17 protein-coding genes are annotated in these 18,853 nt (G+C 63.9%); 6 read left to right on the forward strand and 11 right to left on the reverse strand.

Annotation, left to right across the window (positions count from 1 at the left end):
* Positions 1-23: 23 nt before the first annotated feature.
* From rpoB to I6F37_RS03540, 11 genes are all read right to left on the reverse strand, one after another.
* The gene (rpoB, locus tag I6F37_RS03490) at positions 24-4,148 is read right to left on the reverse strand and encodes a DNA-directed RNA polymerase subunit beta (RefSeq protein ID WP_036027612.1); all 4,125 of its coding nucleotides are present in this window, start codon (positions 4,146-4,148) and stop codon (positions 24-26) included.
* Positions 4,149-4,631: 483 nt separating this feature from the next.
* Positions 4,632-5,012, reverse strand: coding sequence for a 50S ribosomal protein L7/L12 (rplL, locus tag I6F37_RS03495; RefSeq protein ID WP_036027614.1), 381 nt, complete (start codon positions 5,010-5,012; stop codon positions 4,632-4,634).
* Positions 5,013-5,066: 54 nt separating this feature from the next.
* Positions 5,067-5,585: a 50S ribosomal protein L10 gene (gene rplJ, locus I6F37_RS03500; RefSeq protein WP_036010998.1), complete on the reverse strand. Its 519-nt coding sequence runs from the start codon at positions 5,583-5,585 to the stop codon at positions 5,067-5,069.
* A gap of 583 nt (positions 5,586-6,168) precedes the next feature.
* Positions 6,169-7,122 carry a 2-hydroxyacid dehydrogenase gene (locus I6F37_RS03505; protein ID WP_036010996.1) on the reverse strand — a complete coding sequence of 318 codons (954 nt, stop codon included), beginning with the start codon at positions 7,120-7,122 and terminating at the stop codon, positions 6,169-6,171.
* Between the two features lie 90 nt (positions 7,123-7,212).
* Positions 7,213-7,905: a 50S ribosomal protein L1 gene (gene rplA, locus I6F37_RS03510; RefSeq protein WP_025037003.1), complete on the reverse strand. Its 693-nt coding sequence runs from the start codon at positions 7,903-7,905 to the stop codon at positions 7,213-7,215.
* A gap of 6 nt (positions 7,906-7,911) precedes the next feature.
* On the reverse strand, positions 7,912-8,340 hold the full coding sequence (rplK, locus tag I6F37_RS03515; RefSeq protein WP_011088164.1) for a 50S ribosomal protein L11: 429 nt from the start codon (positions 8,338-8,340) through the stop codon (positions 7,912-7,914).
* A gap of 129 nt (positions 8,341-8,469) precedes the next feature.
* Positions 8,470-9,024: a transcription termination/antitermination protein NusG gene (gene nusG / locus I6F37_RS03520; protein ID WP_018647229.1), complete on the reverse strand. Its 555-nt coding sequence runs from the start codon at positions 9,022-9,024 to the stop codon at positions 8,470-8,472.
* On the reverse strand, positions 9,024-9,215 hold the full coding sequence (gene secE / locus I6F37_RS03525; protein WP_036010992.1) for a preprotein translocase subunit SecE: 192 nt from the start codon (positions 9,213-9,215) through the stop codon (positions 9,024-9,026). The genes nusG and secE overlap by 1 nt, the downstream gene beginning before the upstream one ends.
* Before the next feature lie 327 nt (positions 9,216-9,542).
* The gene (locus I6F37_RS03530; RefSeq protein ID WP_036010990.1) at positions 9,543-10,811 is read right to left on the reverse strand and encodes a class I SAM-dependent methyltransferase; all 1,269 of its coding nucleotides are present in this window, start codon (positions 10,809-10,811) and stop codon (positions 9,543-9,545) included.
* An 82-nt stretch (positions 10,812-10,893) separates the two neighbouring features.
* Entirely contained in the window at positions 10,894-11,910 is a 1,017-nt protein-coding gene (locus I6F37_RS03535; RefSeq protein WP_036010988.1) for a lysylphosphatidylglycerol synthase transmembrane domain-containing protein, read from the reverse strand.
* Between the two features lie 11 nt (positions 11,911-11,921).
* The gene (locus I6F37_RS03540; RefSeq protein ID WP_225113231.1) at positions 11,922-12,509 is read right to left on the reverse strand and encodes an SIS domain-containing protein; all 588 of its coding nucleotides are present in this window, start codon (positions 12,507-12,509) and stop codon (positions 11,922-11,924) included.
* A 166-nt stretch (positions 12,510-12,675) separates the two neighbouring features.
* On the opposite strand from I6F37_RS03540, the gene I6F37_RS03545 reads away from it, so the two are divergent.
* From I6F37_RS03545 to I6F37_RS03570, 6 genes are all read left to right on the forward strand, one after another.
* The gene (locus I6F37_RS03545) at positions 12,676-13,692 is read left to right on the forward strand and encodes an SDR family oxidoreductase (protein ID WP_036010981.1); all 1,017 of its coding nucleotides are present in this window, start codon (positions 12,676-12,678) and stop codon (positions 13,690-13,692) included.
* Positions 13,693-13,779: 87 nt separating this feature from the next.
* Complete coding sequence (locus I6F37_RS03550; protein WP_050991860.1) at positions 13,780-15,345, forward strand: PfkB family carbohydrate kinase; 1,566 nt, start codon at positions 13,780-13,782, stop codon at positions 15,343-15,345.
* A 27-nt stretch (positions 15,346-15,372) separates the two neighbouring features.
* A complete protein-coding gene (locus I6F37_RS03555) occupies positions 15,373-16,374 on the forward strand; it encodes an NAD(P)-dependent oxidoreductase (protein WP_036010979.1) in 1,002 nt (333 codons plus the stop codon).
* 5 nt (positions 16,375-16,379) lie between these two features.
* A complete protein-coding gene (locus I6F37_RS03560; RefSeq protein ID WP_225113233.1) occupies positions 16,380-16,991 on the forward strand; it encodes a hypothetical protein in 612 nt (203 codons plus the stop codon).
* Positions 16,988-18,025: an aminoglycoside phosphotransferase family protein gene (locus I6F37_RS03565; protein ID WP_225113234.1), complete on the forward strand. Its 1,038-nt coding sequence runs from the start codon at positions 16,988-16,990 to the stop codon at positions 18,023-18,025. Before I6F37_RS03560 ends, I6F37_RS03565 begins: the two co-directional genes overlap by 4 nt.
* Entirely contained in the window at positions 18,000-18,848 is an 849-nt protein-coding gene (locus I6F37_RS03570; RefSeq protein WP_081493800.1) for a transketolase, read from the forward strand. Before I6F37_RS03565 ends, I6F37_RS03570 begins: the two co-directional genes overlap by 26 nt.
* Positions 18,849-18,853: the final 5 nt, after the last annotated feature.

The following is an 18,853-nucleotide window of genomic DNA, read 5'->3' on the forward strand; positions in this document are numbered from 1 at the left end:
AAGGCCGGGCATGACAGGTCGAATTACTCGGCCGCTTCCGACGTCGGCGCCGGTCCCATCTTGGAGTTGTGCAGGTCGACGTTGAGGCCGAGCGAGCGCATTTCCTTGACCAGCACGTTGAACGATTCCGGAATACCGGCCTCGAACGTGTCGTCGCCGCGCACGATCGCCTCGTACACCTTGGTACGGCCGGCGACGTCGTCCGACTTCACCGTCAGCATCTCCTGGAGCGTGTACGCCGCGCCGTAAGCCTCGAGCGCCCACACCTCCATTTCGCCGAAGCGCTGGCCGCCGAACTGCGCCTTGCCGCCCAGCGGCTGCTGGGTGACGAGCGAGTACGGACCGATCGAACGCGCATGGATCTTGTCGTCGACCAGATGGTGCAGCTTGAGCATGTAGATGTAGCCCACCGTCACCTTGCGATCGAACGGATCGCCGGTGCGGCCGTCATAGACGGTCGACTGACCCGAAGCGTCGAGACCAGCAAGCTTCAGCATCTCCTCGATATCGGCTTCCTTGGCGCCGTCGAACACCGGGGTTGCGATCGGCACGCCGCGGCTGAGGTTATGGCCGAGTTCGAGCAGCTCGTTGTCGTTGAGCGACTTGATCGTCTCGTCCTCGCCGTAGACCTTCTTCAAGGTCTCCTTCAGCGGCTTGATGTCCTGCTTCGACAGGTACGCATCGACGGTCTGGCCGATACGCTTGCCGAGGCCGGCGCAGGCCCAGCCGAGATGGGTCTCGAGGATCTGTCCGACGTTCATGCGCGAAGGCACGCCGAGCGGATTGAGCACGATGTCGGCATGCGTGCCGTCTTCGAGGAACGGCATGTCCTCGATCGGCACGATCTTCGACACCACGCCCTTGTTGCCGTGGCGGCCGGCCATCTTGTCGCCGGGCTGGATCTTGCGCTTCACCGCGACGAAGACCTTGACCATCTTCATCACGCCGGGCGGCAATTCGTCACCGCGCTGAAGCTTCTCGACCTTGTCGAGGAAGCGCTGTTCCAGTCCCTTCTTCGACTCGTCGTACTGCTTCCGCATGGCCTCGATCTCGGCCATCAGCTTGTCGTTCGGCGAAGCGAACAGCCACCATTGCGACTTCGGATACTCCTCGAGCACCGCACGGGTGATCTTGGTGTCCTTCTTGAAGCCCTTGGGACCTGCAATGCCCTGCCGTCCCTCGAGCAGCTCGGCAAGACGGTTGTAGACGTTGCGGTCCAGGATCGCCTGCTCGTCGTCGCGGTCCTTGGCGAGGCGCTCGATCTCCTCCCGCTCGATCGCCAGCGCACGCTCGTCCTTGTCGACGCCGTGGCGGTTGAACACGCGCACTTCGACGATGGTGCCCTGCACGCCCGGGGGAACGCGCAGCGAGGTGTCGCGGACGTCGGAGGCCTTCTCGCCGAAGATGGCGCGCAGCAGCTTCTCTTCCGGCGTCATCGGGCTTTCGCCCTTCGGCGTGATCTTGCCGACCAGGATGTCGCCGGCGCGCACTTCCGCGCCGATGTAGACGATACCGGCTTCGTCGAGGTTCTTCAGCGCTTCTTCCGAGACGTTCGGAATGTCGCGGGTGATTTCCTCGGGTCCGAGCTTGGTGTCGCGGGCCATCACCTCGAACTCCTCGATGTGGATCGAGGTGAAGACGTCCTCCTTCACGATCCGCTCGGAGAGCAGGATCGAGTCTTCGAAGTTGTAGCCGTTCCACGGCATGAACGCGACCAGCACGTTGCGGCCGAGCGCGAGCTCGCCGAGATCGGTCGAAGGACCGTCGGCGATGATGTCGCCCTTCCTGACGACGTCGCCGACCTTCACCAGCGGACGCTGGTTGATGCAGGTCGACTGGTTCGAGCGCTGGTACTTCATCAGGCGGTAGATATCGACGCCCGACTTGGTCGGATCGAGATCTTCCGTGGCGCGGATGACGACGCGGGTCGCATCGATCTGGTCGATCACGCCCGAACGGCGCGCCGCGATCGCAGCGCCCGAGTCACGGGCAACCACGCCCTCCATGCCGGTGCCGACGAACGGCGCCTCGGCGCGAACCAGCGGCACCGCCTGGCGCTGCATGTTCGAGCCCATCAGCGCGCGGTTGGCGTCGTCGTTCTCGAGGAACGGGATCAGCGCCGCGGCGACCGAAACGAGCTGCTTCGGCGACACGTCCATGTAGTCGACCTTGTCGGGCGTCATCGGCACGACGTCGCGGGTGCCGCTCGAACGGCAGACCACGAGGTCTTCGGTGAAGCGGCCCTTGGCGTCGACCGGCACGTTGGCCTGGGCCACGGAATAGCGCCCTTCCTCCATCGCCGACAGGTACACGACCTCGTCGGTGACACGGCCATCCTTGACCTTGCGATACGGCGTCTCGACGAAGCCGTACTTGTTCACGCGCGCGAAGGTCGCGAGCGAGTTGATCAGGCCGATGTTCGGACCTTCCGGCGTCTCGATCGGGCAGATGCGGCCGTAATGCGTCGGGTGCACGTCGCGCACCTCGAAGCCAGCGCGCTCGCGGGTGAGACCGCCCGGTCCGAGCGCCGAGAGACGGCGCTTGTGGGTGATCTCGCTGAGCGGGTTGGTCTGGTCCATGAACTGCGAGAGCTGCGAGGAGCCGAAGAACTCGCGCACCGCGGCGGCGGCCGGCTTGGCGTTGATCAGGTCCTGCGGCATGACCGTGTCGATGTCGACCGAGGACATGCGCTCCTTGATCGCGCGCTCCATGCGCAACAGGCCGATGCGGTACTGGTTCTCCATGAGCTCGCCGACCGAACGCACGCGGCGGTTGCCGAGATGGTCGATGTCGTCGATCTCGCCCTTGCCGTCGCGCAGATCCACCAGCGTCTTGATGACGGAGAGGATGTCCTCCTTGCGCAGCGTGCGCTGGGTGTCGGGCGCATCGAGGTCGAGGCGCATGTTCATCTTGACGCGGCCGACCGCGGAGAGGTCGTAGCGCTCGGCGTCGAAGAACAGCGACTGGAACATGGCCTGCGCCGATTCCAGCGTCGGCGGCTCGCCCGGACGCATCACGCGGTAGATGTCGAACAGCGCGTCCTCGCGCGTCATGTTCTTGTCGGCCGAGAGCGTGTTGCGGATGTAGGGGCCGACATTGACGTGGTCGATGTCGAGCAGCGGCAGCTCTTTGTAGCCCTGCTCGTTGAGCGCCTTCATCAGCTTGTCGGTGATCTCCTCACCGGCCTCGGCGTGGATCTCACCGGTCTTGGGGTTGACGAGATCCTCGGCGACGTAGTTGCCGACCAGCTCCTCGTCGGCCATGCGCAGCGCCTTCAGCCCCTTCTCCTGGAGCTGGCGGGCGGCGCGGACGGTGAGCTTCTTGCCGGCCTCGAGCACAACCTTGCCGGTGTCGGCATCGATCAGGTCGTTGACCGTGGAGTAGCCGCGGAAGCGGTTGGCGTCGAACGGAACGCGCCAGCCTTCCTTGGTCCGCTTGTAGAGAATCTTCTTGTAGAACGTTGAGAGGATCGCCTCGCCGTCGAGGCCGAGGGCGAACATCAGCGACGTCACCGGAATCTTGCGGCGACGGTCGATACGCGCATAGACGATGTCCTTGGCGTCGAACTCGATGTCGAGCCAGGAGCCGCGATACGGGATGACGCGGGCGGCGAACAGCAGCTTGCCCGAGGAATGGGTCTTGCCCTTGTCGTGGTCGAAGAACACGCCGGGCGAACGGTGCATCTGCGAGACGATGACGCGCTCGGTGCCGTTGACGATGAAGGTGCCGTTCATCGTCATGAGCGGGATGTCGCCCATGTAGACGTCCTGCTCCTTGATGTCCTTCACCGACTTCGCGCCGGTTTCCTCGTCGATATCGAACACGATGAGGCGCAGCGTCACCTTGAGGGGCGCAGCGAAGGTCATGCCGCGCTGGCGGCACTCGTCGACGTCGTATTTCGGCTGCTCGAACTCGTAGCGGACGAATTCCAGCATCGAGGTGCCGGAGAAGTCGGAGATCGGAAACACCGAGCGGAACACCGCCTGCAGACCCTCGTCGAGACGTCCGCCCTGGGGTTCGTCCACCATCAGGAACTGGTCATAGGACGCCTTCTGAACCTCGATGAGGTTCGGCATCTCGGCGACTTCCTTGATGTGTCCGAAGAACTTGCGAACGCGTTTGCGACCGGTGAATGTCTGCTGCGCCATCGTGGCCTCTCATTTTCGTCGCCCGCCCTGGGCGCACCGTCCGGACCGCGGCTGCCACCGCTTTCCGGGTTGAATTTTCGAACCCGTCTTGGGGGGCCGGAGACGCAGTTTCAGGCGCCGATGTCCTGAATCTGTTCTTCAGACCTTCAAAACGCAAAACGACGCGCGGGGCGCAGATGCGCGCCCGCCCGTCACAACGATCATCTTCACGGACTGCAAAAGCCCGAAATAGCCTGCTCTCCCAACGGCTTACAGGGAAATCCGGCATCCCTGCCCACCGCGCTTTCGTGCTGCCGACCCGATATGGGGCGACAATAGTGCAGATTCGAGGGTCAAACCCTCAAATCCCCACACTTTTTCGTGTTTGGCCTGCGTCGGATCGTTCCGTCGCACGCCTTTTGCATTCCGGTCCACCCTCTCGAAGGGGGACCAGGATCCCGGGCAGAGCCGTTGCCCGCCCGGGATCCCGCCAGTAAGCAGTGCTTACTTGAGCTCGACCTTGGCGCCAGCCTTCTCGAGCTGGGCCTTGATCTTGTCGGCTTCGTCCTTGTTCACGCCTTCCTTCAGCGGCTTCGGAGCACCCTCGACGAGGTCCTTTGCTTCCTTCAGGCCGAGACCGGTGATGGCGCGGACTTCCTTGATGACCTCGATCTTCTTGTCGCCGGCGCTGGCGAGAACGACCGTGAACTCGGTCTTCTCTTCCGCCGGAGCGGCAGCACCGCCGCCGCCAGCGGCCGGGCCGGCCACGGCGACAGCCGCGGCAGCCGAAACGCCCCACTTCTCTTCGAGGAGCTTCGCGAGTTCGGCAGCTTCGAGCACGGTCAGGCTCGAGAGGTCGTCAACGATCTTCTGCAGGTCAGCCATTGTTCAGTTTCCTTAACTGTAAGTCTGGTTCGGGTTTGAGTTTTGCGAAGGGCGTCAGGCCGCTTCGCCCTTTGAGGCATGAGCCTGGATGACGCGCGCGAGCTTGCCCGCGGGCGCGTTGGCGAGCTGGGCCAGCTTGGTCGCCGGGGCCACGATGAGGCCGACGATCTTGCCGCGCAGTTCGTCAAGCGACGGCAGCGAGGCAAGCGCCTTCACGCCATCGACATTCAGGACGGTCTTCCCCATCGATCCGCCGACGATGACGAACTTTTCGTTCGCCTTGGCGAATTCGATGGCGACCTTTGGCGCCGCAACCGGATCGTTCGAAGTCGCGATCACGGTCGGCCCCTTCAGCATGGGGCCGATGGCAACGACGTCAGTGCCTTCAAGAGCAATTTTGGCGAGACGGTTCTTCGAGACCTTCACCGCGGCACCCGCCTGCTTCATCTGCTGGCGCAGCTTCTGCATCTGGGCGACGGTGAGGCCGGAATATTGAGCAACGATCGCGACGCTCGTCGTCTTGAAGACCTCGTTGAGCTGTTCGACCGCTTCTTTTTTTGCCGCTCGTTCCACAGCAAGCTCTCTCCGGTTGGCGGTCATCGCGAGAAGCGGGACCGCCGGGTTGCACCCATCGTCCCGCCCAAACCTGAACCTCCGGGTCAAAAACCCATCGGACACGCCGGGCAAGACGACAATTCAAAGCCTGCCCTCCGGGAGCCCAAGGGCCCACGGCGTGTCGAGGTCCGAACCAGACCCGTTTCGCAAAACCAGCCCTTAAAGCTGGATGCGAAGTGAAATCCGGTCTTCACCCGTCTATGCAGGCCATGCGATTAAGCCGTTGAGGAATCGAGATTCCCCGCGGGCGCCTGCAGTCTTGGACAGGACGAGGTCAGCCGGCGAACCGCCCGACCTCTGCCCGCATCCCTGCCAAAAGACGGATCTTCCTTCCTTTTCGGGCAAATCCTCACGGACGTCCTGAAAAGGAATGATCTCCTGTCGTGTCGGGTTTTCGGAATGCGTGCACGAACGCGCCAGCCGAGGCCGGCACGTCCGGAGGCGGTTCTTTAACCGCTCGGAGCCTGCTTGCCAAGAGCAAAATTCACACCAGTTCCAATCGATTGGCGGTTGGGCTTGAGATGGCCCAACAAGGGCCGATTCAGGCCGATTTGACCCGATACGGCAGCGGTTTGCCCTCGAAGAACGCGGTCAGGTTGGCCAGCACGCAGTTCTGCATCGCGACGTGCGAATCCAGGGTGTGGCCGCCGATATGCGGGGCGAACACCACGTTGGGGAGTTCGGTCAGGGCGTCAGGCGCGTGCGGTTCCTTCTCGAAGACGTCGAGGCCCGCCCCCGCGATCGTCTTGTCGGTGAGCGCCGCGACCAGCGCCTTCTCGTCGATGACGGAGCCGCGGGAGATGTTGACGACGTAGCCCTCCGCCCCGAGGCGCCTGAGGATATCGGCGTTGACGGCATGTTGGGTCTCGGCCCCTGCCCGCACCGCGATCATCAGGACGCTGCACCAATCGGCGAGCGCCTCCAGGGTCTGAAAGTACTGATAGGGCAGATCATACCGGGTGCGGCTGAAATAGCCGACCTCGCTCTCGAAAGCAGCACAGCGCGCGGCGATTTTGCGGCCGATCTCACCCATGCCGTAGATGCCGATGCGGCGGCCGGGCATGCCGGCCTGGGGACGCATCATCGGCGACTGTTTCGAGGCCGCCCAATCGCCGCTGCGGACATATTGGTCGGCCGCCAAAATCCGCCGCGTCGTCGCCAGCATCAAGGTCATCGCGATGTCGGCGACAGAAGCCGCATTGGCACCTGGGCTGTGACCGACCGCGATGTTCCGGCTGGCCGCCGCCTTCAAGTCGACGCCATCATAGCCAGTCCCATAGCAGACGATGGCGCCGAGCTTCGGAAACAGGTCCATCGCCTCCGCACCGAGTGGCGAGCCGCCAGCAGTCAGCAGTGCGCGGATGCCGCCCAGCTCCTCCGCCGGAAACACCTCCCGCACGGGCTTGCCGCCGGTGTCGAGCAGCTCGAACCGCTCGGCGAAGCGCGCCATCATCGACTTGGGAAAGCGCGAGTAGATCAGGACCTTGTCAGCCATTGTTGTTGTTTCCGAAGAGCGCCGCCACAAACGACGAGGGGCGGAATCGGTCGCCCGATCCCGCCCCTCGCCTCATGCAATTTCCAAACCTCAGCCGAGAATGGTGCCCGGCTCGACCTTCACGCCGGGGCCCATCGTCGAGGACACCGCAACGCGCTGGATGTAAGTGCCCTTGGAACCGGCCGGCTTCGCCTTGGAGACCGCGTCAGCCAGAGCCTTGATGTTCTCGACCAGCTTCTCCTCGGAGAACGAGGCCTTGCCGACGCCGGCCTGCAGGATGCCGGCCTTCTCGACGCGGAACTCGACCGAGCCGCCCTTGGCGCCCTTCACCGCACCGGTGACGTCCATGGTCACGGTACCGATCTTCGGGTTCGGCATCAGGCCGCGCGGGCCGAGCACCTTACCGAGGCGGCCGACCAGCGGCATCATGTCGGGGGTGGCGATACAGCGGTCGAAATCGATCGTGCCGTTCTGCACCTTCTCGACCAGGTCCTCGGCGCCGACGACGTCCGCACCGGCGGCCTTGGCTTCATCGGCCTTGGCGCCGCGGGCGAACACGCCGACGCGGAGCGTACGGCCGGTGCCGTTTGGCAGGGTCACGACACCGCGGACCATCTGGTCGGCGTGGCGCGGATCGACGCCGAGATTGATCGCGACCTCGATGGTCTCGTCGAACTTCGCTTTCGCGCGTTCCTTGACCATCTTGATGGCGTCCGCGAGCGGGTAAAGCTTTTCGCGGTCAATGCCTTCGCGGGCTTTGTTCAAACGCTTTCCGATTGCCATGGCCGCTTACCCCGCAACTTCCAGACCCATCGAACGGGCCGAGCCCTCGACCATCTTCATGGCCGATTCGATGGTGTCGCAATTCAAGTCCTTCATCTTCTTCTCGGCGATCTCGCGCACCTGCGCCTTGGTCACCTTGCCGGCCTTGTCACGGCCCGGCGCCTTCGAACCGGACTGGATTTTTGCAGCCTGCTTGAGGAAGTAGGACATCGGCGGCGTCTTCATCTCGAAGGTGAAGGAACGGTCCGCATAGATGGTGATGATCACCGGGATCGGGGTGTTCTTCTCTTCCTTCTGGGTCTGGGCGTTGAACGCCTTGCAGAACTCCATGATGTTGAGACCGCGCTGACCGAGCGCGGGACCGATCGGGGGCGAGGGATTCGCCGCGCCGGCCGGGACCTGAAGCTTCAGGTATCCGGTCACTTTCTTTGCCATGTATCACTCCTGTTGTGCCGGCAGGACCGGCGGTTTCAGGTTCGTGGTCTGGGTCGGATGCGGCTGGCAACCGCCCCTCCCTCCCACGGCCTCTTGTTGCGCGAGACCGAAGCCTCCCGCGTTACCCGATCAGACCTTCTCGACCTGACCGAATTCCAGCTCGACCGGCGTCGCGCGGCCGAAGATCGACACGGCGACCTTCACGCGCGAGCGCGCCTCATCGATCTCCTCGACCACACCCGAGAACGAGGCGAACGGGCCGTCGGCCACGCGCACGTTCTCGCCGATCTCGAACGACACCGACGCCTTCGGCCGTTCCACGCCCTCCTGCACCTGGTGCAGGATGCGCATGGCCTCGGCTTCCGAGATCGGCATCGGCTTGTTCTCGGCGCCGAGGAAGCCCGTGACCTTCGGCGTGTTCTTGATCAGATGGAACGCCTCGTCGGTCAGCTTCATCTTCACCAGCACGTAGCCGGGGAAGAACTTGCGCTCGGCGTCGATCTTGCGGCCGCGGCGCACTTCCGTGACCTTCTCGGTCGGAACCAGCACCAGCTCGAACAGCTCCTCGAGCCCGCGCTGCTTGGCCTGCTCGCGGATCGATTCGGCGACCTTCTTCTCGAAGTTCGAATAGGCGTGGACGATGTACCAGCGCTTGTCGGACACTTGAGCGGTTGCTGTTGCCATCATTGAATGCCCAGGAGGAAGGTGACGAGGTAGCGAATGATCAGGTCGGCGGCGAAGAAGAAGATCGAAGCCACCGCGACCATGACGAACACCATGATGGTGGTGATCGTGGTCTCACGGCGGGTCGGCCAGGTGACCTTGGCAGTCTCCGAGCGCACTTCCTGCAAGAACTTGAACGGGCTGACTGCCATCGCTTGAGGTCCAGCGTCCGTCGACAGACGCAAATGAATTTCAGGGATCCGAACAGCCGCCGTTGGCCCAGCCCTCTGTCTCGAAGGATGAGCCGGAAACCGGGCTCGATTGTTCGGGGATTTCAAGGCCGCGCCGGAAATCCGCGTCTAACGGGCCGGCTGCGAGTGCCGGGTATCTACTGCGGATGCGGCCAAAGGTCAAGGTAGAGAGAGTTCGCCCGGGCAGGCCGCCCTCCCCCCGAGGGTCGTGCAGAGGCCATGTGGATCAAGGACTTGTCGACCGCCCGGAACGCGCCATCCCATCCCCGGCAAGGCTATCGGGAGCCGTCAGTCGGCCCGGTCGACCATGGAAATCCCCGGCAGCGGCACCACGAACTTCCCGCCTTCGGCGAAATAGCGGGCGTGCTTGGCCCGGATCGGGTCGACATAGCGCCAGGCGAAGACCACGACGAACGCGGGTTTGCGCTCGTAGAGAGCGGCAGGCGGCAGGATCGGGATGTCATAGCCGGGGCCCGCCATCACCTTCCCCTTGTTGGGATCGTCGTCCACGAGGAAGTCGATCTTGTTCTCCAGGCCGAACTGCGGCAGCAGCGTCGTGGTGCCCACCGAGACGCCATAGCCGGCGACCAGCTCACCGCGCGCATGGGCGGCATCGGCCATCGCGACCAATTCGTCACGGATGGCGGCGATCCTCTTCACGTACGGCACATAATAGGCCGGCTGATCGACGCCGAGCCGGTCTTCCTCGGCAACGAAACGCGCGACCTCGGCCGACGGTTTCTTGGCGCCGCCGGCGCGCTGCACGGTCACGCGGATCGAACCGCCCTTGGTCCAGATGTGCTGGACGTCGATCAGCTCCATGCCCAGCCGGGCGAAGAAACGGATCAGCGGCTTGATGTTAAAATACGACAGATGCTCGTGATAGACGGTATCGAGCAGGTTCTTCTCGGTGACGTCGACGCCGTATTGCGTTTCGAAGACGAACAATCCGTCCGGCGCGAGCACGTCGCGAACCCCGATCACCAGCGGATCCAGATTGTCGACATTGGCGATCATGTTGTTGGCGATCACGACGCTCGCCGCGCCATGGCTCTGCAGGATGCGGCGACCGACGGCATCGGTGAAGAAATCGCCGATGGTCTCGATGCCCGCCTCCGTGGCGCGCCGCGCGATGTCGACGGCGGGATCAACACCCAGCACCCGCATCCCCCGCTCCTTGAAGAAGCCGAGCAGCGATCCGTCATTGCTGCCGAGCTCGACCACCAGCGAACCCGGCGCAATGCCGAAACGGCTGACGACGTCGTCGGCATAGGTAGCGAAATGCTCGCGCAGGCCGAGCGAGAGCGAGGTGGTATAGACATAGTTTCGGTACTGGATCTCCGGATTGCCGACATGGAGGATCTGGAGGTGGCCGCAGTCCCGGCACAGATGCAGCGCCATCGGCACCGCAGCGCGGAACACGGGATCGTCGACGCTGGCGTTTGGCACCTGGAAGTTCGGCGTGCCGATCGGCATGCCTGCCATCGGAACGACCAGCTCTTGCTTGTCGGAATGACAGAGGCGGCAAGTATTGCGGACGTAGAACAGGTTTTTCATCGTGCAACCGAAGAATGAGATACGCGCGCGAGTGGGATAGTCCCACCCTGTGAAGACCAGATCGGCAACGGGCTCAAGCGGGTCATGGGTGGCTCGAGGCCTCGTTGCCCAGCCCGTAGCCGGGCGCGTCCTCCGCTGCCTTGGCCACCTTGTCGGCCGAATACGAGCCGCGCTCCGGACTTGCCAGCCAGATTACGCCACCGACGAGCCCGATGATCACGCTAATGGCGCCCAGCAGGAGCGATACCGACAGCGCCTGCTCGGACGACACACCCGCCAGACCCAGGCAGGCGACCATCGCTCCCTCGCGAACGCCCCAGCCGCTGATCGAGATGGGGACCGCCGTCAACAGCACCACCGGCGGAATCAGAATGCCGGCGTCGAGGACAGAGAGCTGCGCTCCGACGCCGCGCGCCAAGGTGTAGCAGGCCGCGGCGGTGACGAGATGGATGAGGAGCGCCGATCCGAACAGCAGCGCACGGCGCTCGGACTGCAGGAGCAAAAACCTGACCAGCGTTCCGAACCGCACGAAGCTCGCGATCGCGGGAAGCGCAGTGAAGCGTTTCGGCAGACGGTCGAGCGTCAACAGGACCAGCGTGCCGGCGACGCCGGCCACCGTCAGTCCGCCGATCGCCAGGATCGCAGCGTGATTCGACACGCGCGACAACAGAAACGGCAATCCGGCCACCATCAGCACGACCAGTCCGATCAATGCCGTGAAGCGGTCGGCTGCAACGCCCTTGACCGCCTCCGGCCACTGCACGCTGCGTTGACGCAGCAGCCAGATCCGCACCGCGTCACCGCCGACCGATGACGGCAACACCTGATTGAACCAGAGGCTGGTCATCAGTATCCGCCAGCCGGCGAGCCAATCCAGCGACACGCCGAGCGCGCGCATGATCAGCTCCCACCGGCCGTTGAGCACGAAGGTCTGGACGAAGATCAGCGCAAGCGCGACGACGAACAGGACCGGATCGACCGAGACGAGATGGTCGCGCAGCTGGCGCAGGTCGAGACCGCGCGCGATGTAGACCAGCACGGCGATCGACAGCAGCAGCTTCACCGAAAACAGGGCCGCATGCTTGAATCGCGACTGCATCGGATGCCGCCTCAGGACGCCGGATATTCCGCACGACCGATGACGAGGTCGATTGCGGCCATCATCCAGAACTGGTGCGTGGTCTCGACAATGTTGTAGCTGCGGCTGTCGACCCAGAAATTGACGTCGCCGAGATTGCGCAGCGGATTGTCCGCGTTCATGCCCGACAACGTGATCACGTCGAGCTTCATCTTGCGCGCCTGCGTGACCGCGTTGAGGATGTTCTTCGAACGCCCCGACGAGCTGATCGCGACGAGGCAATCGCCGGCGCGCGCATTCAGCCGCACGGCGTGCGCGATCCAGTCCTCGAACCCGTAATCGTTGGCAAGGCACGACATCATGCTCGCATCGCTGAAGCAGAGAGCGGGCACTGACGCATTCTTCGCCAGATCGATCGCCAAATGCGAAGCGATGCCGGCCGACCCGCCGTTGCCGATGAAGATGACGCGACCGCCCTGCTCGCGCGTGCGTAACCAGGACGCGCGCGTCGCGGAGATCCTCGCAAAAATACCGTCGTCGACCGCCGTCGCGCGATGCAGGCGCCCCACGTAATCGTCGAGGAAAGCCTTGTGGTCGGGATCGACGGATTCGGCAGGCATGGGCTGACGGCTCGATTGCAACATTACCGGGTGATACCGGCTATTACCAAGGATTGCAAAGGTATAATACTTGCAAAGTTTGCGGGCGGCTGATAGTCGGCTTTTCGGGTTTCACTCAACATTGGCGAGCCTATTTCGCTGGGCATTCGCGTCACGGATGTTCCCTATGAAATGCATTGTTACTGGCGGCGCCGGGTTCATTGGAAGTCACCTCGTCGATCGCCTGCTCGATGACGGCCATGAGGTCATTGCGCTCGATAATTTCGTGATCGGACGCGCTGAAAACCTCGCCGCACGCGCCGGTTCGAGCCAGTTGAAGGTCGTGCGGGCTGACGTCACCGACATCGACGCGATCAAACCGTATTTCCACGGGGTGGATTGGGTCTTCCATCTCGCCGCGCTGGCGGACATCGTACCCTCGATCGAATCGCCGATCCCCTATCATCGCGCCAATGTCGACGGCACGGTCAACGTTCTCGAAGCGGCGCGGCACGCGGGCGCCAGCCGCTTCATCTATGCGGCTTCCTCCTCCTGCTACGGCATTCCGGATGTCTATCCCACGCCGGAGAGTTCCGAGATCCGGCCGATGTATCCCTACGCGCTCACCAAGAATCTCGGTGAGCAATGCGTCATGCACTGGTGCCAGGTCTACAAGCTGCCCGCCGTGGCGCTGCGCCTGTTCAACGTGTTCGGACCGCGCCATCGCACCACCGGCACCTACGGCGCCGTGTTCGGCGTGTTCATGGCACAGAAGCTGGCGGGCAAGCCCTTCACGGTGGTCGGCGACGGCGAGCAGACGCGCGACTTCACCTTCGTCAGCGACGTCGCCGATGCCTTCGTGAACGCCGCGCGCTCCGACGTCTCGCACGAGATCTTCAATGTCGGCTCGGACAACACCTACAGCGTGAACCGCCTGGTCGAGCTCCTCGGCGGCGACAAGGTCCACATTCCCAAGCGCCCGGGCGAGCCCGACTGCACCTACGCCGACATCAGCAAGATCAAGCGGGTCCTGAAATGGGCGCCGAAGGTGAAGTTCGAGGACGGCGTTGCGACGATGTTGAGGTCGATGGACCAGTACAAGGACGCTCCGCTCTGGACGGTGGACAAGATCGCCGACGCCACCAAGGACTGGTTCAAATATCTCGGTGACGACAAGGTCACCCCGCAGAAGGCAAGCCGTTGAGCAGATTCGTTCACCCCCCAATTTTGCCGCCAGCCGATCACGTCCGGGCCGGCCAACTGAGACCGACCGGCGCCTTGGGTCATTCACATGGGTAATGCTGCGACAGACAGGCCGGCCGGCCATCCGGCACCGCACGAGAAGATCAAGACGATCGAGGAGCTCGGCGAGATCGCGCGCGCCGCGCAGGCTGAGGGCCTGACCGTTGCGCTCTGCCACGGCGTGTTCGATCTGGTGCATCTCGGTCACGTCCGGCACATCCTGGCAGCCCGCAACGAGGCCGACGTCGTCGTGGTGACCATCACCGCGGACCGTTACGTCAACAAGGGCCCGGGACGGCCGATCTTTCCGGAGAACATGCGCGCCGAGATGCTGGCCGCGCTCGGCACGGTCGACTGGGTCGGCATCAATCAGACCTCCAGCGCCGAGCCGGTCCTCGATACCGTGCGCCCCGACATCTACGTGAAGGGCTCGGACTACGAGAATCCCGAGGATGACGTGACCGGCAAGATCGCAGTGGAGCGCGAGGCGGTCGAGCGTCACGGCGGGCGCATCGTCTTCACGCGGGACGTGACGTTCAGCTCGTCGTCGCTGCTGAACCGTTATTTCGACATCTACGATCCGCCGCTGCGCGACTACCTCCAGAAGGTGCGCGATGGCGGCGGCGCCGAACGCCTGCTGAAGCTGATCGACAAGATCCAGGACATGCACGTCGTGCTGGTCGGCGACACCATCATCGACGAATACCAATACGTCACGGCGCTCGGGAAGGCCTCCAAGGAGAACATCGTCGCGACCCTGCTCAAGAACGGCGAGCAGTTTGCCGGCGGCGTCATTGCCGCGGCAAATCACGTCGCGAGCTTCTGCAAGTCGGTCGAGATCGTCACGACGCTGGGTGGCAACGACTACCCCGAAGAGTTCATTCGGGCGCATGTCCGCCCGAACGTAAAGCTCACGCCGATCCGCGTTCAGGGCCGTCCGACCACTCGCAAGCTGCGGTACGTCGAGATGGGCTATCTGCACAAGCTGTTCGAAGTCTATACGATGGACGACACGCCGCTCGACGAGGCCGCGCGCACGGAGATCGATCGCGTCACCGCCGAGCGCGTCCGCGGGGCCGACGTCGTCATCGTCACCGATTTCGGACACGGCATGATCGCATCCAGCACGATCGACGCCTTGATCGCGAATTCCAAGTTCCTGGCCGTCAACGCCCAGAGCAACAGCGGCAACCACGGCTACAACCTGATCACGAAGTATCCGCGGGCCGACTACATCTGCATCGACGCACCGGAAGCGCGCCTGGCCGCCACCGACAAGTTCAACGACATCGCATCGGTGATCGAGGGCGGCCTGCATCGCAAGATCGATTGCGACAACATGATCATCACGCACGGCTCCTTCGGCTGCTACCCCTTCTCGTCGAAGACCGGCGTTGCGCGCGTCCCTGCTTTCACCAAGACCGTCGTCGACACCGTCGGTGCGGGCGATGCCTTCCTGACAATCACGGCGCCGCTGGTGGCGGCCGGCGGCAACATCGAGGACGTCGCCTTCATCGGCAATGCGGCGGGCGCGATTAAGGTCGGCATCGTCGGTCACCGCAACTCGGTCGAGAAGGCGCCGCTGGTCAAGTTCGTCACCGCGTTGTTGAAGTAGCGCGATCGAAGAATCCGGAGAACGACAGTGATTGATCGGAAATGGAATGTGATGGTCACCGGTGGCGCCGGCTACGTCGGCAGCGTGCTGGTTCCGCAATTGCTTGCCGCGGGCCACAAGGTCACCGTGCTCGACTTGTTCATGTATGGCGAGGACGTCTTCGACGCCGTTCGTGACAATCCGAACCTCCGCCTGATCAAGGGCGACATCCGCGATGAGGCCGCGGTCAACGAGGCCCTGCGCGGCAACAACGCGGTGATCCACCTCGCCTGCATCTCCAACGATCCCTCGTTCGAGCTAGACCCGGCACTCGGCAAGTCCATCAACTACGACTGCTTCCGTCCGATGGTGCGCGCCGCGAAGAAGGCGGGTATCAAGCGCTTCATCTACGCCTCCTCCTCGAGCGTCTACGGCATCAAGGACGAGGCCGAGGTGACCGAGGAGCTGTCCTGCGAGCCGCTCACCGACTACTCCAAGTTCAAGGCGATGTGCGAGACCGATCTTGCCGACGAGGCCGCGTCCGGCTTCGTCACCTGCACGGTTCGCCCTGCCACCGTCTGCGGCTACGCTCCGCGGCAGCGGCTCGACGTCGTCGTCAACATCCTGACCAATCTGGCCGTCAACACCGGCCGCATCCGCGTGTTCGGCGGAACGCAGAAGCGGCCCAATCTGCACATCCAGGACATGACGGCGGCCTATCTGTTCCTGCTGCAGCAGGACGATGCGAAGATCGACGGCAAGACCTACAACATCGGCTACGAAAACCACTCGCTGATGAAGATCGCCGACATCGTCAAATCGGTGGTCGGCAACAATGTCGACGTGGCCGTCGAGCCGACCGACGATCTCCGTTCCTACCACGTGTCGTCGGAGAAGATCCGCCGCGAGCTCGGCTTTGCGCCGACGCACACGATCGAGCAGGCCGTGTCAGGGCTCGTGGACGCCTTCAGGGCGGGCCGTCTGCCGAACTCACTCAACGATCCCAGGTATTTCAACATCAAGATGATGCAGAACATCAGCCTGAAGTGAGCGGCGTGCGGATCGGCATCGATTTCGACAACACGATCATCTGCTACGACAAGGTCTTTGCCGCCGCCGCGCGCCAACGCGGGCTGGTGCCGGAGGGCTGGGACGGGCTGAAGACCGACGTGCGGGATTTCTTGCGATCCCGCGCCGGCGGCGAGCTTGCCTGGCAGGGGCTGCAGGGCTTCGTCTACGGCAAGGGAATCGGCGGCGCCGAGATCAACCCTGGCGTCCGCGAGTTCCTTGCCGCGTGCCGCAAGGCCGGCGCGAGCGTCCATATCGTCAGCCACAAGACGCAGTTCGGCCATCAGGATCCCGATCGGGTCGACTTGCGCGAGGCTGCGCGTGGCTGGCTGAAGAGCGCGGGCCTCATCGACACCGCCGACGCGGCGATCTCGGCGGGCAATGTCTATTTCGAGGACACGCTGGCGGCCAAGGTCGAGCGGTTGGCAAGCCTGCAGCTCGACATCTTCATTGACGATCTCGTCGACGTCTTCGAGCAGCCGCATTTTCCGAAGGCGACGCGATCGATCCTGTTCACGCAGTCGCGGCCGCCGCATCCCGCGCATTGCGAGCCGCTCGCGACCTGGGCCGATATCCACCGCGGAGTGTTCGGAGCATGAGCCAGTCGGACCTCAGCGCACAGGATGCGGTCTCGATCGGCAGCCGCCTCTCCGGGGCGCGGGTCGCGGCGGCGCAACCGGCGCGGGCCGGCGGCAACAACCGGGTGTTTCGGCTGGAGATGGCGGAAGGCCCGCCCCTCGCCCTCAAGCACTATCCGTCCGACGGGCGCGATCGGCTGGGACAGGAATATGACGCGCTCTCGTTTCTCTCGCGCCACGGCATCAATGCGACGCCGCGGCCGATCGCGAAGGATCCGGCCGCGTTCTGTGCGCTGTATCAATGGTTAGACGGTGAACCCGCGGTCCTGCATCCGCAGCCCGACGACGCCGACCAGTTGGCCGATTTCCTGATCGAGCTGCAAAAGCTGCACGACGCTGAAGGCGCGCAGACTCTGCGGAATGCGTCGGCCAGCATCTTCTCGGCCGAGGCGGCCATCGCCCAGTACGAGCAACGCCTCGACGACCTGAGGCGGACTTCGGATGATCATCCGGATCTGCGCGCGTTCATGGACGGCAGCCTGGTTCCCACCGCTGCCGTCGCGATCCGGCAACTCCGTCGGCGCTATGCGGAACGGGGCCTGGATCCCGCCGCGGACCTTGCGCCCGCCCAACGTGCATTGAGCCCGTCGGATTGCGGACTACACAACGCACTGCGCACCGACGACGGCAAATTGCGCTTCATCGACTTCGAGTATTTCGGCTGGGACGACCCGGTCAAGCTCGTGTCCGACACCGCGATTCACCCCGGCAGCGGTCTGCCCGTGGCCGATGCGAACCGATTGATCGAGCGGCTCTCGCGCGCTTTCGCGGCTGGGGATGACGCGTTTGCGGTCCGCCTTGACGTACTGTATCCTGTGTTCGGGGCGATTTGGTGCCTGATTGTCCTGAATGCCTATTTGCCGGAAAGCCGCTCCCGGCGTGCCCTGGCTGCGCAAGGTGGCGATCTGACGGTCCGCCTTGCCGGCCAGCTCGACAAAGCCCGTCGGCTCCACCAAACGATTTGCCAACGTGATCCAGATCTCACCCCACGCTGAAGCTGCTCTCACCTGCACGCTGGACGAGCGGAGCCTCTATTTGCGCCGCCTGGTCCTCGGTTCTGTCCGCTCCGCGGGACGCGGCCATGTCGGGCCTGCCCTGTCGCTGATCGAGATGGTCCGCGTGCTCTACGACGACGTACTGCGGATCGACCCGAAGAACCCGGGCGATCCCGATCGCGACCGCGCCATCCTCAGCAAGGGACACGGATGTCTGGCGCTCTATGCGCTTTTGGCCGACCGCGGCTTCTTCCCGCTGTCGGAGCTGGACGGCTTTTGCGGTCCCGACAGCATTCTGGGCGGACATCCCGAATACGGCATGGTGCCCGGCGTCGAGGCCTCGACCGGCGCGCTCGGACATGGCCTCTCGATCGGCGTCGGCCTTGCGCTCGCCGCCCGCATGCGCGAGCGCAGCTACCGCACCTTCGTGCTGCTCGGCGACGGCGAGATCAACGAGGGATCGGTGTGGGAAGCGGCGATGGGCGCGACCAAGCACGGCCTCGACAACCTCGTCGCGCTGATCGATTACAACAAGCTGCAGAGCTACGGCCCAACCGACTACGTGCTGCCGCTGGAGCCGCTCGCGGACAAATGGCGCAGCTTCGGCTTCGCCGTGCAGGAGGTCAACGGCCACGACGTCGGCGCACTGCGCACGGTCCTGAAGCAGCTCCCGGCCGTTGCCGGCAAGCCCACCGCCATCATCTGCCATACCGTCAAGGGCAAGGGTCTTCCGGCTGCGGAATCCAATGCCGATTGGCATCACAAGAACAAGCTGACCGACAGCGAGCTCGACGCCATTCGCGTCGCCGTCGGCGATTTTTGATCGGC

This window comes from Bradyrhizobium sp. NBAIM08 (assembly GCF_020193935.1).
GTDB lineage: Bacteria > Pseudomonadota > Alphaproteobacteria > Rhizobiales > Xanthobacteraceae > Bradyrhizobium > Bradyrhizobium yuanmingense.

What these genes read in the sequence shown, in the direction of transcription:
- rpoB (WP_036027612.1), bottom strand. Translation starts at nt 4,148, where the DNA reads ATGGCGCAGCAGACATTCACCGGTCGCAAACGCGTTCGCAAGTTCTTC.
- rplL (WP_036027614.1), bottom strand. Translation starts at nt 5,012, where the DNA reads ATGGCTGACCTGCAGAAGATCGTTGACGACCTCTCGAGCCTGACCGTG.
- I6F37_RS03505 (WP_036010996.1), bottom strand. Translation starts at nt 7,122, where the DNA reads ATGGCTGACAAGGTCCTGATCTACTCGCGCTTTCCCAAGTCGATGATG.
- rplA (WP_025037003.1), bottom strand. Translation starts at nt 7,905, where the DNA reads ATGGCAATCGGAAAGCGTTTGAACAAAGCCCGCGAAGGCATTGACCGC.
- rplK (WP_011088164.1), bottom strand. Translation starts at nt 8,340, where the DNA reads ATGGCAAAGAAAGTGACCGGATACCTGAAGCTTCAGGTCCCGGCCGGC.
- nusG (WP_018647229.1), bottom strand. Translation starts at nt 9,024, where the DNA reads ATGGCAACAGCAACCGCTCAAGTGTCCGACAAGCGCTGGTACATCGTC.
- secE (WP_036010992.1), bottom strand. Translation starts at nt 9,215, where the DNA reads ATGGCAGTCAGCCCGTTCAAGTTCTTGCAGGAAGTGCGCTCGGAGACT.
- I6F37_RS03530 (WP_036010990.1), bottom strand. Translation starts at nt 10,811, where the DNA reads ATGAAAAACCTGTTCTACGTCCGCAATACTTGCCGCCTCTGTCATTCC.
- I6F37_RS03535 (WP_036010988.1), bottom strand. Translation starts at nt 11,910, where the DNA reads ATGCAGTCGCGATTCAAGCATGCGGCCCTGTTTTCGGTGAAGCTGCTG.
- I6F37_RS03540 (WP_225113231.1), bottom strand. Translation starts at nt 12,509, where the DNA reads ATGCCTGCCGAATCCGTCGATCCCGACCACAAGGCTTTCCTCGACGAT.
- I6F37_RS03545 (WP_036010981.1), top strand. Translation starts at nt 12,676, where the DNA reads ATGAAATGCATTGTTACTGGCGGCGCCGGGTTCATTGGAAGTCACCTC.
- I6F37_RS03550 (WP_050991860.1), top strand. Translation starts at nt 13,780, where the DNA reads ATGGGTAATGCTGCGACAGACAGGCCGGCCGGCCATCCGGCACCGCAC.
- I6F37_RS03565 (WP_225113234.1), top strand. Translation starts at nt 16,988, where the DNA reads ATGAGCCAGTCGGACCTCAGCGCACAGGATGCGGTCTCGATCGGCAGC.